The following is a 13,714-nucleotide window of genomic DNA, read 5'->3' as shown; positions in this document are numbered from 1 at the left end:
TATTTTCATTCCTTTTCTGTCAAAATAATTCCACCACAGATTAGTCCAAAAAGTGTGGAAGATAATGCTGAATACAATACATGTCCCGCAAAGAAACTATAAAATAGAACAACAATGAAGGCATAACTATAAACAGATCTCTTATGAGGCTGAAAGGATAACCATCCGTAATATGCAAGAGATATACACAACAGACAAACGCCAATAAATCCTTGACCAAAAAGCGTATCAAACAAATCCATCTCTATAAGACCCAAACGTCCAAAGTGTGCCAACCGATATTCGAAGCCTTGACCAAAAAGAATCGTAAAGTTTCGTGCATCATCGCTTAAAAATGCAGCCATACCTCCTGCTAGAAAATCGCTTCTGGAACTAGAAATCAAACGGACTAAATCACCATCAAAAAGATGATAAAAATAAACGATTCTTAGATACGTTCCCTCAAATCCCTGCATTAACAAGGGAAGTCCTTGTAAAAAAATCCAGAGTACAGTAGAGATACTAACCAACCAAATAATCATTTGTTGTATGCGTGCTTTGCGTTCAACACCAACAATTAACCTAATCAATAAGTACCCCATAACACTTATCCCATAGAAAACACCTGTTTTAGTGCCAACAAGCACTAAACAAATTAGATTCCCAGCAAATAGGACTGCATAGAACATCGAAAATCTATGTGACTGCTGTTTCACTGATACAAGAAGCGCTTGGAGAGTAAATGTAATAGAGACAATAAACGCAAAGCTCGTATCATTATTTGCAAAAAAATATCCTTTGTAACCTGCATCAGAATTGTCATAAGTTTGGTAGCCTAGTCCTAAAAAATAAGGAATCAACAACCCCAGCGTAAACAATACACTAATTATAATAAGCAAACTATCATAGTGAAGTTTACTTATTTCTTGTTTCCTTTGGTAAATATAATAGGGAATCAACATCCATAAAAGATATTTTACATAGACTGAACTATCTTCTATTACCCAACGCCAGGTATATTGTAAAAATATCACTTGAAGAATAAACAATGTCAGCGTAAGAACAACAAAGCCATAGGTTAAATATGTATAGTAGCTACAGGGGATTTTTTCACTCATAATCATCAAGATTAAAAATAGAAAAAACAGCAGCCGATAAATCACACCGACTGGAATAGGCACATTCAAACTTAAGAACAATCCGTTTAGAACGTCGATTACTGGAAATATCGCAACAAAAAGCATAAATACCCTGATACCAATCTTTCTTTTAAAGTTCATTTTTTTGTTTTTCTTTCCATACAAGTTTTACGAATCGTATATTTCCAATAATGTACCGGTTAAACATCCTCATTGGCTCTTGTATAAATCGATAAAACCATTCCAAACCACTTCGCTGCATCCAAGCAGGTGCCCGTTTTGTTTTTCCCGCAACTATATCAAAACTCCCACCCACTCCCATCGTAAACGGCACTTGCAACACTTCGCGAAAGGTATCTAGCCATATTTCTTTTTTGGGACTTGAAAAAGCAACAAACAATAAATCTGGTTTTGATCTAGCAATTTCCTTTGCAATCTTTAAAGATTCTGAGTCCGAGAAATAACCATGATGATAACCTGCAATAATCAGTTCCGGATATAACTCCTTGTCATGTCTAGTGACTAAGTCTAGGACTTCTTTGGAAGCACCCAGATAATAGACACGCCATCCCTTTTCAGCCGACAATTTCACTAATTCTCTAAATAGATCAATACCGGTCACTCTCTCCGGCACATGATGCCCCAGGTATCGCGCAGCCCATACAATAGATTGTCCATCTGCTGTTATCAAATCAGCACGATTAACGATTGAACATAATGAGGGATCTTTTTCCATTAAATTCATTTTTCCTGCGTTTAATGATACATGTTGCAATGGGATATCTTTGTTTATCATTTCTTCAATTTTATGCACCGTTTCTTCGAAAGTGAGAGGGTGTAGATAACTTCCTAAAAATGTTATTTTTTTCATATCTTTCATCAAAAAGCTCCTTTGGGCAAAAAAACAACACCAATTGTTTTGAAAATGATCTTCAAATCCAATAATAAGCTCAGGTTATTGATATAATATAAATCGAGTGACACCATTTCATGAAAACTCAACTCATTTCTACCGCTTACTTGCCATAATCCTGTACATCCTGGGGTGATACTTAACCGTTCTTTTTCCTTTTTCGTATAGGAAGCAACCTCCCTCACTAAGGGTGGCCGGGGTCCAATTAAAGCCATATCACCTTTTAGTACATTAATTAACTGAGGCAATTCATCCAGGCTAGCCCTTCTAAGAAACCGTCCAAAGCCTGTCACACGAGGGTCATTCTTCAGTTTAAACATTGCACCTTCAATTTCGTTCTTATCCAAATAGTGACACAACTGTTGGTCTGCGTCCGGAACCATTGTACGAAACTTATACATGACAAACAATTTTTCATTTTTTCCAACACGTACTTGTTTAAATAAGATAGGCGCTTGACGATTAGCGAGCTTGATGATCATGCTTATCACAACCAAGAGTGGACTAAGCAGTAACAATAAGCTTGCACTAATTACCAATTCAAATATCCGTTTCCATCGTTTGTAACTCATCACACTGATTGACTGAATCTGGGGCGTCTCCAAAAAATCGTCCTCCTTAATAATAGTATCCTTCTGAATTCTTCTTACCATTTACCACAACGCCTACCATATTTGCATGAACCATTCGTAATTTTTCAACTGCATTTTTCGCTGTCTGTTTTTTTGTTTTATCTGCATGAACTACTAATAAGACACCATCAACTTTCTTTGATAGAATCAATGCATCAGATACGATATTTACAGGTGGTGTATCAATAATAATGATGTCATAGCTTTCTTTAATTTGACCCAGAGCCGCAGACAATTTGGGAGAGGTGAACAAATCGTTGGGATTGTGCATGATAGGTCCACTAGTAATGATTGAAAATTCGCAATCTTCTAAAATTACTGATTGTATGCATGATGTAAAAGTGATATCACGACGAATATAGTTTGATAATCCTACATGAATCTCTTTGGTGAACAGATGATGAAGTGTCGGTTTTCGTAAATCTGCATCTATCAATAATGTTCGACTACCTCGTTGTGCAAATGCAACTGCTAAATTTGCAGAGACTGTCGATTTACCAGTACCACTTTCTCCTGAGGTAACAACGATTGTTTTTATTTCATCTTGCTTACTTAAATAATCAATGTTTTCTCTTATTAATTTAAACTGTTCACTTATGATTGAATAACTCTCTTTCATTACATATCACACTCGTTTCCTTCCTCTAATACTTTTTGACTGAATCGTTTTGAATGATGATATCCATTTTTCTTGATTGATTTCGCCAATAATTTTCAAGCCTAAGGTATCCTCAATCTCATAGTTTGATGCAAAACTACGTTCCAAAACAACTAAAATGAATATAAAAGTGACTGCCATAAGTAGGCTTAGTAATAAAGTCATTGTAAGCAAAAGCAACTTGTGGGGCCGGGCAGGCACTTCCTTAGTAAAAACTGTGCCCTCTGCTAAAATTGTGACATTATCAATATTCATAATTTGCGGTATTTCTTCACTAAATATATGTGCAGTTGTATTAACGATTTCTGCTGCGATAGCAGGACTTTGATGAAATGCCTTGATTTCTATAATCTGTGAGTTCGACGCATTTGATACACTGATAATATCTGTCAACTCTGTAAGATCATATGCTTGATCTAAAGCATCGGATACTTCGTTTAGAATGCGCGGACTCATAATAATAGCGCTGTAAGTACTAACTAACTGCAGATCTGCTTGTATCATTTGATTTTCTAATCGGTTCCCAGATGCACTTTCTGATTGACTAACCAAAAGTTGTGCACTTTTTTGAAAAGTAGGCTCAACAAAAAATGTTAAATATACCACCATACATACTAAAGGAACAACAATAATCAAAATAATATAGGCAATCTTTTGCTTGATCACTTGTTTTACCTTTTTTAGATTTATTTCTTTATTCATCAATTTTCCTTTCAAAAAAAGTTCATCGTGTCATTGGCGATCGTGATTTTGGCAAGTAGCCTAGTGAGTATGCAACTTCAAAACTTGCTTTTTCTGTAACGATATTTTTAGTATCAAAAATAATTTTCTGCTTCATATTTTGTACTGAGCTTGAGGAAAGTCCTTTAAATTCATCATGATCACAAAGTACTAGGGCCAAATCACTATTTATTAATGCCTCATCTAAGTCGCTTGTATCAGCCGTTGTTACATACGGATCATAAGTAACAATGTCAAATTGATTCTTATGTTTCAGCCTCCTTACTATCTCAATAGCCGGACTTTCTCGGGCATCATCAATATTCCCTTTATAGGCCAGACCAAGAATGGTAATTTTTTTGCCTCCATGGATCGAGAGGATTTCTTCAACTTTATTCATAATAAATTCTGGCATTTCTGTGTTGATCATCCGACCTAGTTGAATCAATTTAGCTTCTTCAGGAGCCGCTGCAACGACAAAGTACGGATCCACCGCTAAGCAATGACCGCCTACGCCAGGGCCTGGCTGATGAATATTGACGCGGGGATGCTGATTTGCTAATTCAATGACTTTTAGTGCATCAAGCTCTAAACGATCACAAACCTGAACCAGCTCGTTAGCCAAAGCAATGTTTAAATCACGATACGTATTTTCCATCAACTTTGATAATTCAGCACTTCCGGCCGATGTTTCTAACATCTTTCCTTTAACAAAAGTTTGATATATCCGTTTTCCTTCTTGTGTACAATTATCAGTCATGCCACCGATAATTCGATTATTCATGATCAGCTCTTCGAATATATTTCCTGGCAGAACGCGTTCAGGGCAATGCAGCACATATAAATCTTTCCCAATTGTAAATCCATTCGATTCTAAAGTAGGGGCAATGACATCCTGCATCGTCCGAGGCTGAATAGTAGACTCAACGATAACAGTGTTGCCTTTTTCAAGATAAGGAAGAATCGATTTCAACGCTGTATTTACATAAGATAAATCACAGGTCCCAAGCTGATCTGGAATATTCGGTGTTGGTACAGCAATGATAAAGACATCACCTTTCTCGGGGTGTCTCTGTGCTTTGAATTTTTTTGATTCAATTGCGCGGTTTAAGTTCTCATCAATTTTTGGTTCCTCAATTGGCGCCTTGCCTTGTTGCAATGAAAGCACCATTTCTTGTGATATATCGACACCTACTACATCCACACCATGGTTTGCAAAGGTAAGTGCTGTGGGCAATCCGATATATCCTAAGCCAATTACATTTATTTTCATTCGCTTTGAACATCCCATTCTGTTAGCTGTTCTTCACCCGGTTGATAGATCAGCTTTTCTGCTTTTTGATTTTCTTCTAACGCAAAGGAAACATTTCCTGTGATACTTTCTCCTACAGCAATCTCATTGCCAAACATCGCCATTGTATGATCCAGCTCAATCACATCACCTGCTTGTGTTTCTAAAAGAAAGTCAATCGATCCTAATCCAGCTGGTACGGATCCCATGTTCTCGGCTGTAATTGTAAATGTATGTAAGCTGTAATCGCCATCTTCCGTTATCTTTTGATTGATTTCTTGTTTATCGATTGTCATTTTCAAGCCGCCAACGATGGTCTGAGGCTTCGCTTCTTCTTGAATCAGATATTGGTCGCTTGTCTCGTTTACTTGTGTAGCGTCAGTTTTTGTCTGTGAGTCATCTGTACAAGCAGCCAATCCAATACTTATTGCCGTTATACTCAGCAATGTCAGTACTCTTTTATTTATGCGCATGTATGCATTCTCCTCCTATATTTAAAGAGATCCTTGTTAGATACAAGAAACAAGGATCTCTTCAATTTCTTATGCTTTATTCCATTTATAGTCTTAAAGTCTTAGATTATCTAATCATTTTCAATCTCGATCACGTTGCGATTCAATGGTGTGTCTATTGGATTTCCGCTAACAACACCACGATGATATGCAACAATTTCAACTTTATTAGCTTCACGCATCAGATTACGCGTTGCCTCGTTCACAAAGTAAGAAAAAGTTTGTGTCGTTGGATCGAATAAACCTCCCCATGAAATAGATGTACCATCAATAATTAAGTTGGCAAAATTGATATCACCTGTATAAGTCCCAGTGATTTCATTGTCTGTCATCTTAAAGACAGCAGGTTGAATTTCACTTTGGACATCAACCATTTCGACTGGTTGTAAAATCAGTTTATGATCGATCGTTTGCCCATTGATTGTTTCACGGTGGAAGGTTTGCAGTTGAACTTTCGAGGCATTTCTGATTTGTTCTCTAAATTGCGCATGAACAAAGAAGTCGAAATTACCTGTTGCATCATTGAAGGTTCCACCCCAATTCGCAACTGATTGGCCGTCAATGACCAAGTTTGCAAAATTGATATTGCCAGTAAAAGTACCCGTAATTGAAGAATGTAAGTAGCTATATTTATTTGTAGCGATTGTGCTTTGTACGTTATCTGTGACAGGAACTTCTTTTGTTTCTAAAATCTCGATGACTTCACTATTCCCATTTACTTGGCGATTCATTGCTTGGATTTCTACTTGATCTCCAGTTTTAATGCCTAGGTTAGCTGCGTAGAATGAAAAATTACCATCTGGAGTAAAAGTACCTCCCCATGAACTTGTCAAGTTACCATTGAGAATTAGACGGGCAAAATTCACATCGCCCGTGAAAGTTCCAGTAATCATTGTGTCACCAACACGAAATTCATTAGGCGCAATCGCACCTGCTAAATCTCTTGTCAAATCAACAGTTTTTCGATCAATCACTTTGATGAAAGGATCCAATGCTTCGATTTCTACAACATCATCCACCGATTGGATACGACTGCCAATGAAAAATTCAAATTTTCCATCTTCAAAAGTCCCACCACGAACCGAGGTCCCATTGACATATACACGCGCAGAATCCACATCTCCAGTGTATGTTCCTCTAATAAATTGATCGCCTGAGGAAATATTATATTGTCCTGGTGTAATCGTTCCTTCCGTACTTTCTGGATCAGTAATGACTACAGTTGATGCAATATTTGACTCTAGGCTGTCCATACTTGCTTGCGCTGTAATCACTGTTCCTGTAGCTTGAGGATCAATTCGTACTTCAAATCTGCCATCATTGTCGACTGTTGTTTGCTTCGTGTCAGAATGCCCAATAATTACTCGCACTTGTGCACCTGGTTCTGCGGTTCCACTCACACTTGTTGACGTATTTTTCACTTCATTCAATGTTGTTTCATCAATAGTTGCTCTTACGACTGTAGTCTCTGCAATATTTGACTCTACGCCGTTGAGGGTTGCTTGTGCAGTAATGATTGTACCTGCTTGCTGCTTTGGAATGGTTAATGAATAAATGCCATCACTTCCAACCCGACCATTTGCAATAATCACATCTCCTGTTTTAATGACAATTGTTGCATTTGCTTCGGCAGACCCAGTCACACTTGTTGAATCAGTATTTAAATCTGAAATCGTTGTTTCATCAATTCCCGTTCTGACAACTATAGTTTCAGCGACGTTTGAAGAGATACCATTAAGGGTTGCTTGCGCTGTAATCACTGTACCTACTTGTTGTTTTGGTATAGTTAGTGAGTAAATACCGTCACTCCCAACCCGTCCACTAGCAATCGTTGTTTCTCCTGCTTTGATCACAATAGTTGAATTAGGCTCTGCTGTTCCTTTTACTTGTGTTGAATCTGTATCTAATTCAGAAATCGTTGTTTCATCGATTCCAGCTCTGACAACTGTTGTTTCAGCTATATTTGACGAAATATCATTAAGGCTTGCTTGCGCTGTAATTACTGTGCCTGCCTGCTGCTTCGGAATAGACAATGCATAACGACCATCGCTGCCAACTCGTCCACTGGCAATCGTTTCTTCTCCTGCTTTGATTACAATATTTGCATTTCGCTCTGCTTTACCTTCTACTCTTATAGAATCTGTATTTAATTCAGAAATCGTTGTTTCGTCGATTCTTGCTCTAATAACTGTTGTTTCAGCTATATTTGACGAAATTCCATCAATTGTCGCTTGAGCTGTTACTTTAGTTCCTACAGATTGTTTTTCAACTGAAAGTGAATACGCACCATTACTTCCAACTGTGCCTTCTGCAATCACATTATTTCCAGCCTTAATCGTAATATTGGCATTGGGTTCCGCTGTTCCTGTTACTTTTGTAGAATCAGTATTCATATCAGAAATTGTAGTCTCGTTGATTCTTTCTCTAATTACAACAGTTTCTGCAACATTTGAATAAACACCATCAATTGAGGCTTGGGCTGTCACTTTGGTTCCTGCTGACTGATTTTCAATATCGAAAGAATATGTGCCATCACTTTCAACTTTCCCTTCAGCAATAATTGATTCCCCAGCTTTAATAATCATATTCGCATTGGGTTCCGCTGTCCCTGTTACTTTTATAGAATCTGTATTCAAATTAGAGATTGTTGTTTCTAGTATACTTTTTCCTATTATTGAATTATCACCTGGCCAATCTAGAATACTCATTCTCGAATTAGTAGCAACTAGTTCCATATCACCCATACTAACCTTCTTGTTAAAACTTCCTGTTTCTAAGACATTAAAAACTGTTGCTTCATTCATATCTGCCCCTTGAAACTGAAGTAGTTCTTCGGAAGAGCCATGACTTACGCTTATTACATTATCCAATTTGGAAATTTGGCCTACTCCTCTATATACTTCATCAATTATTAGACCACGTAAATTATTAGTTGAGAATTCATATTTTAGACCTTTGTGAAGGTGTTCCATACCTAAATTGGTTATAGGACTGCTCCCAAAAATTATATTATTGGAAATTACTTCCTTTGTATCCATCAATCTAAACTCATATTCGAGGTTATACATAGTCATGCGGAAAGTAGAAATTGACGCCTGATTTCCTTCTAGCATGAAAGATATAATTCCCGATCCATTTGGTGATTCTGCATCGATGAGGTTTATTTTGGCTTCAACTGGCTCCCCTCGGTACATACCTATATGTGTATAAATTATTTCATTATCTCTTTCAAAATGACCCAAAGCTTCATGAATAGCAAAAAGATTGGTGTTATCAGGTTTAACTACACCATTATGAAACAACTGTGTCTTCTCAGTTACTTTAACCGGTATCGCACCTGATGAGCCAATCATATCTAACGCTTTTTCAGATAGATTCCCATTATTCATAAATGCTGTGCCTTCATAGTCTTTAATAGGCACAGCACTTGTATTTCTTGTTTCTGTATACTCTAGGATATTAGTCTGTTGATTAGCTAAAAATTGCTCGTTATTTTGTTCAAAATGATTTGCTCCATACTCCTGATGTTCATTTTGTGCTTCTTTCGTTTCTGCATAAACCATACCTGCAGGCAAAAGAGAAGATTGTAATGTTAAAACAGTGATTCCTAAGGTCATCATTTTCTTTCTAGTCATACGTGGCATATTATTTAACCCTTTCTACATCTATTCGTCATTTTCATTTGTTGCCTTTTAAAATTGTATATAATTGTATCTTCCGTATTAATGAATCCATTTAATATAAATAAATGAACTTTTTTCAATTTCTATTTCCACTAAAATTAGCCATTAGCAATAATTGTTATGTACACCTGCAAAAAAAATCAATCATAAAATTATTCATTCAATTTATCACCCTGCTTAATTATTAGTTATAATGAATGCTGAATCAGGATGAACATGAAATAGAACAACTTGCGAGCGATTGTTTTAATTGTTAGCTAACATACTACAAAAATTTTAGGTGGAACCTATATGTGCCATTCCTTTGATTTGCTATTTAATTCTCTCCTTTTCTATCCAATCCCGTTGTTATTTTTCATCATCTTATAATTTCATATAAACAAGCTTAATCATTACAACTAACACCGATGTACTTTTCATAAGAACGGGATTTTATCAAATAAAATTGTCAACATCACACAGTCATGTGCTTTTGTAACTTAAATAAAAGTACACTATTTGATTTGATTTCTAAAATCAGAATATTCACCATTAAGTGAATATAATGAAACTCGCTGGAGGAATCATTTCTCGTCACTAAGAAAAGAACGCAGAACCTACACACAAGAATTTAAACAATAAACAGAAAAAAACCGCTGAATTCAGCGGTTTTTTTGATATGACAAAGTCACGAGTAATCAATGCATATTTTTCATAGCATACGATAATCAAGATTCTTGTTTAGTATGGTACCATCTATTCTATAAATTTTATTTGCAATTGATTTTATCCTATCATCATGTGTAGCGATAATAATTAATTTTTTTGCTCTTTTTAGTGCCTCAAATAGCTCAATAATCAACAGAAAATTTTCTTCATCCAAATTAGTTGTCGGTTCATCTGCAAGAATAATCGCTGGATCTAAGATCAAGCTACGTGCAATCGCAGTTCTTTGTTTTTGACCACCGGAAATGTGTTTAACCTTCTTATCTATACTATCGAATAACCCAAAATCTTTTGCTAGTACATTTGCTTTATCCTGAATATCTTTTTTTTCAAACTTCTTGTTGTACATTGAAGGTAATAAGATATTCTCTAGGACTGAATAATCTTCAATCAAAGCGTAATCCTGAACAATATAACCTATCTTCGCATTTCTAAATTGGCTCATATATCGATCATCATCCACATCAAGCTTTACTTTATTGACAAAATAGTTACCAGAATCATAAACTTGAATACCGGAAATTATATTTAATAAAGTCGACTTACCAGAACCAGATTTTCCTGTCAATAGCGTAATTTCCCCTTCTTTTGCAAGAAAATTAGCATTGGTCAATATATTCTTTTTATTATAGGATTTTGTCACTCCCTCTAATCTAATCATTTTTTAACCCCTTTACCAATCTTCTATCTATTATATATTTTGAACAAAAACAAATAATCACATTCAGTAAAGTCAAATATAGGTAATCTTCTATGATAAGCTTAAATCCAGTATTTTGAATAAAAAATAAAAATACAATAGCAGATAAAATAATAGGTATAGCAAATAAACATTCAAAATTTTTTCTTATTTTTGAATGTTTAAGTCCGATAATCCTTAACAGTTTTATTTCTTGAGTAAAAATTTCTAAGCTTGAAATAATGATCAAATAAACACTAAACAAGCCAAAAGCCAATAGTATCATAGAGACGCTTAAGCCAAACAAAAAGTTACCGAAATAATAAGTAAATTCGTTTCTATGCCTTTCGGATATTGATTGTAAAGATAAATCTCCTCTCAATGAACCCGCTTCCGCCTCAAACCTAGTAATAATTTCCAAACTAGATTCTAATAAAATCAAATCATTCTTAAACGCAATGTCTACATACTTGTCAATAACATTGCGCTCAATATCGGAAGAATTTATAGTTGCGATGAGATTAAAATTATCATCTCCATTAAGATAGTGTTCTTTGCCGACATACAAATAGTGCTGAAATGTAAGTAAAAAGGATGCGATATCTGCTCTTTCCCAATCTCCTAAATCAGTAATAGCGCCATCCCTGTCAGCTTCAGGAATATAATTGAGCAGATAGACATTATTATCAGATAAACGCTTTAATCTATTAATGACAGGTTATTTCTTTTCTTGACATGCCAACTAAATATCTAACCTGCAGTACTTTTTTATTTGCTAATATTACTAAAGAAGAAATACTGCTATTTACTGTAATTAAGATAATAATAGTTAATAATAGTTCCCCTTTTTCATTTATTAAAACAAATATAGCAATAAGCGTGACCGTAAACAGATTCAATAAAACAATATTTAATACTTGAAATTTATTCATCTTTCTCCCTTATTTACATAGATAAAAAGCGCAATTTTTCACAAAATTACGCTTGTATTTCTAAAACTATCATACCAAATAGTTTTTGCGGCAACAGGATTTAAGGAATCTCAAGCAGTTCCTTTATAATATAACTGGATTTTCTCTTCATTTTTACCCCGGCAGTCTTATTGCTATTGTAATATTGTGAGGCAAAAACTGTACTCGTAACAAATAAATCAAAAAACAAAACCAGAAACCCTATCTTCCATCGCTTCATATTTTATCAAAAAGAATAAAAACAACAAGGGAACTGTCAGAATTTTGAAAAAATAAAAATCATTATCTATCATTTCATAAACGAAATTCATTGTGCTTATTTTCAAACAAATCTAAAATGACTAAATCATAATCAACAATAATTAGCTCTTCTGTTAGATACCGTCAAAAATGAGGAGCGCAAACAGTATTCAACAAAGTAGAGTGCCGCTAAAAAATTGTATGAAAATAAATACCAGACGAATCAGATTTGTTGTATCTTTTATTGCCAGTTAATTCATACTACAAAAAAAAGTTGGAAAATGTTTAATTTCCAACTTTCATCGGCAGCTTCAACAGACCGAAATAGACGAGAACAGCCCCTATCATCGCAAAGATCGTTCCACAGACAAGCATGATCCAAACACCAAATGCTTGTACCAAAAAGCCGCCTAAAATATTTCCCAGCACACCACCAATAGTTGTGGCAATGATAATCAAGGTTTGGCCAAAGACACGGTCTTCGTTCGCCAATACTTGATTGAATAAGTAAGCTGATGCCGGAATAAATAAGGCGAAACTTAACCCTTGCATCAAATGGGTCAATTCCATGAAAAGGATCGAACCAGCCAACAACATCAGCAAGCCGCGCAACCCAAAGGCAACGCTTGAGAAAAACAGCCAAAACTGACTATTTTTTCGTTTGACCAGCCTTTCGAACAACATCATGCCTGGCAATTCACATAAACCTGCGATCATCAAAGCTATGCCAACTTCTTTGCTGCCGCCACCAATATGACCAAATATTTGTGCCAAGAAACTATTGATCATGGTATGGAAACTAAACAAAAAACTAAAGCCAATGAATAAAAAGAGTAAGAAAGGATATTTCTTCAGCAGATGCTGTGAATGCTGGCTGACTTCTGTTGGTATGGTGTGCGGGTCTTCTGCTAATGCCGGCATCAGTGCCAAAATGCCAAAGAAAAGCACCCCTTCAACAATCGTGATCAATGGCAATATCTCTGCAGAATAACTAGCCAATAGTTGGCCAATCACAAATGAAGTTGCTGCATACCCCAAAGAACCACCAGCTCTTGAAAAACCAAAATTCAAAGAGGCCCCGGTGTTGATGTAGGCGAACGCCAACGCATTGACAAAAGATTGCATAGACACCAATAAGATGCCGCCAATCAGATAGCTGCTGATCGCCAAAGCAGGAATCACTACACCTAGCCCCAGTATAAGCAGCATCAGGCCAGTCATCACTTTCAAGACTTGCACCAAAGACCAACGGAACTTTTTGACGATCACTTGACTGATCATTGGCTGCAAAATTGCAGAAAGAATATTGATCAATGCCAACATGCCGCCGATTTTGGCTGGATCGATCCCAAAGTCGATCAAAAACAGTGTAGCAAAACCATAAATAGAACAGAACATCATCCAATACAGACACTGGATACTGGTATAAAAAAAACGCAATGAACCTTTTGCATGTGTACGCATACATTTACCGCCTTAACAGATATTTAGTCGTGATAACTATATCATATAACCATCCTTTCCGCTATGATCCAATCATGCCCTCTGAACCGACCTCCCCTGCTTTTAGCATGAAAAAAGCAAACCACAAC

General features: G+C 36.0%; 12 protein-coding genes. All 12 read right to left on the bottom strand.

Features of this window, described 5'->3' with window-relative positions; translation table 11 throughout:
- Positions 1-5: 5 nt before the first annotated feature.
- Positions 6-1,259 (bottom strand): O-antigen ligase family protein, encoded by a 1,254-nt coding sequence (locus tag ACYVRS_RS09895; protein WP_461203267.1) that lies wholly within the window; start codon positions 1,257-1,259, stop codon positions 6-8.
- The gene (locus ACYVRS_RS09890; RefSeq protein WP_313537818.1) at positions 1,249-1,998 is read right to left on the bottom strand and encodes a WecB/TagA/CpsF family glycosyltransferase; all 750 of its coding nucleotides are present in this window, start codon (positions 1,996-1,998) and stop codon (positions 1,249-1,251) included. The genes ACYVRS_RS09895 and ACYVRS_RS09890 overlap by 11 nt, the downstream gene beginning before the upstream one ends.
- On the bottom strand, positions 1,998-2,603 hold the full coding sequence (locus ACYVRS_RS09885) for a sugar transferase (RefSeq protein ID WP_313537879.1): 606 nt from the start codon (positions 2,601-2,603) through the stop codon (positions 1,998-2,000). Before ACYVRS_RS09885 ends, ACYVRS_RS09890 begins: the two co-directional genes overlap by 1 nt.
- Positions 2,604-2,649: 46 nt before the next feature.
- Positions 2,650-3,282, bottom strand: coding sequence for a CpsD/CapB family tyrosine-protein kinase (locus tag ACYVRS_RS09880; RefSeq protein ID WP_313537816.1), 633 nt, complete (start codon positions 3,280-3,282; stop codon positions 2,650-2,652).
- A gap of 6 nt (positions 3,283-3,288) precedes the next feature.
- Positions 3,289-4,023 carry a YveK family protein gene (locus ACYVRS_RS09875; protein ID WP_313537814.1) on the bottom strand — a complete coding sequence of 245 codons (735 nt, stop codon included), beginning with the start codon at positions 4,021-4,023 and terminating at the stop codon, positions 3,289-3,291.
- A 22-nt stretch (positions 4,024-4,045) separates the two neighbouring features.
- On the bottom strand, positions 4,046-5,314 hold the full coding sequence (locus ACYVRS_RS09870; protein ID WP_313537812.1) for a nucleotide sugar dehydrogenase: 1,269 nt from the start codon (positions 5,312-5,314) through the stop codon (positions 4,046-4,048).
- A complete protein-coding gene (locus tag ACYVRS_RS09865; protein ID WP_313537810.1) occupies positions 5,311-5,805 on the bottom strand; it encodes a hypothetical protein in 495 nt (164 codons plus the stop codon). The genes ACYVRS_RS09870 and ACYVRS_RS09865 overlap by 4 nt, the downstream gene beginning before the upstream one ends.
- A 110-nt stretch (positions 5,806-5,915) precedes the next feature.
- Positions 5,916-9,488 (bottom strand): immunoglobulin-like domain-containing protein, encoded by a 3,573-nt coding sequence (locus tag ACYVRS_RS09860; protein WP_461203266.1) that lies wholly within the window; start codon positions 9,486-9,488, stop codon positions 5,916-5,918.
- A 730-nt stretch (positions 9,489-10,218) separates the two neighbouring features.
- Positions 10,219-10,893, bottom strand: coding sequence for an ABC transporter ATP-binding protein (locus tag ACYVRS_RS09855; RefSeq protein ID WP_461203265.1), 675 nt, complete (start codon positions 10,891-10,893; stop codon positions 10,219-10,221).
- The gene (locus ACYVRS_RS09850; RefSeq protein ID WP_461203264.1) at positions 10,886-11,479 is read right to left on the bottom strand and encodes a hypothetical protein; all 594 of its coding nucleotides are present in this window, start codon (positions 11,477-11,479) and stop codon (positions 10,886-10,888) included. Before ACYVRS_RS09850 ends, ACYVRS_RS09855 begins: the two co-directional genes overlap by 8 nt.
- 139 nt (positions 11,480-11,618) lie before the next feature.
- Positions 11,619-11,843: a hypothetical protein gene (locus ACYVRS_RS09845; RefSeq protein ID WP_461203263.1), complete on the bottom strand. Its 225-nt coding sequence runs from the start codon at positions 11,841-11,843 to the stop codon at positions 11,619-11,621.
- A gap of 564 nt (positions 11,844-12,407) precedes the next feature.
- Entirely contained in the window at positions 12,408-13,586 is a 1,179-nt protein-coding gene (locus tag ACYVRS_RS09840; RefSeq protein WP_461203262.1) for an MFS transporter, read from the bottom strand.
- Positions 13,587-13,714 lie beyond the last annotated feature (128 nt).

Source organism: Enterococcus salsurae (assembly GCF_054784955.1).
The sequence above is the reverse complement of the archived record's forward strand: the minus strand, read 5'-3'. Positions and strand labels throughout refer to the sequence as shown.